Annotated in this window: 2 protein-coding genes; one reads left to right on the top strand and one right to left on the bottom strand. The window is 45.4% G+C overall.

What is annotated here, in order from left to right; genetic code table 11:
- Positions 1 to 384, bottom strand: a 384-nt coding sequence (locus R7Z41_RS24415) for an NAD(P)H oxidoreductase (RefSeq protein WP_318141694.1), incomplete at its 3' end; no start/stop codon positions are given.
- 99 nt (positions 385 to 483) lie between these two features.
- Between R7Z41_RS24415 and R7Z41_RS24410 the strand changes: the two genes are divergently transcribed.
- A partial coding sequence (locus tag R7Z41_RS24410) for a LysR family transcriptional regulator (RefSeq protein WP_318141693.1) occupies positions 484 to 1,043 on the top strand: 560 nt, incomplete at its 3' end.

The following is a 1,043-nucleotide window of genomic DNA, read 5'->3' as shown; positions in this document are numbered from 1 at the left end:
CAGCGCCACCCAACGAACTTTATTGAATGGTAATTTGTGCCCATCTCCATAAGCCAGCCCATTATTCCATACTCTGTCAATATATCCTTTTAGCATTGCCGGGAAGCTGTACCACCAGAGAGGAAAAACCACCACTAACGTGTCATCTTCAAGCAGCTCTGAATAAAGCTGATGAACCTCTGGAGAATAACGTTTATCCATATTCTTCCAGTCTGGTTCATCTTCCGACGTCATCACCGGGTTGAAATTACGCCGATATAAATCGAGTTCCGTCACCTGTATTTTCCGCTCCATTGCCCGCTGATGGATCGCATCAGCAATATGTGCGGTCAATGAATCATGACGAGGATGGGCCCATACCAAATAAATACGTTCAGACTGCATAATTTTACCTCCACGTTAAGTTCTGGAGCGCACTTTACGCAGGCGGCATAATCCTGTAAACGTGATGATTCAGGATGAGTTAATGAAGGATTTTCACTAATGCGGATGAATATGTCTGACTTTGCCACTTTCTTTGCCGTGGCCCGTAATCAAAGCTTTCGTGCAGCAGGCGATGAGTTAGGCTTATCTTCGTCCGCCATTAGCCATAGTATTAAAACACTGGAACAACGTCTTAAAATTCGCTTATTCAATCGGACAACCCGAAGCGTATCGTTAACGGAAGCGGGTTCTAATCTCTATGAACGATTGCGCCCAGCTTTCGACGAAATTCAGATCATGTTAGATGAGATGAATGATTTTCGTCTGACACCGACAGGAACGCTCAAAATCAATGCCGCCCGGGTAGCTGCACGTATATTTTTAATGTCTTTACTGGTTGGTTTCACACGTGAATATCCTGATATTAAAGTCGAGCTCACAACTGACGACTCTCTTGTCGATATCGTCAAACAGGGCTTTGACGCTGGCGTTCGACTTAGTGGCATCGTCGAAAAAGATATGATCAGCGTGGCGATCGGCCCGCCAGTGAAATTATGTGTAGCAGCAACGCCAGAGTACTTTGCAAGATATGGCAAACCCCGCCATCCTCATGATCTGCA

It is taken from the genome of Vibrio sp. 1457 (assembly GCF_033340195.1).
Taxonomy (GTDB): Bacteria; Pseudomonadota; Gammaproteobacteria; order Enterobacterales; family Vibrionaceae; genus Vibrio; species Vibrio alginolyticus.
Note: the sequence above shows the minus strand (reverse complement) of the source record. Positions and strands in the feature narration are given on the sequence as shown.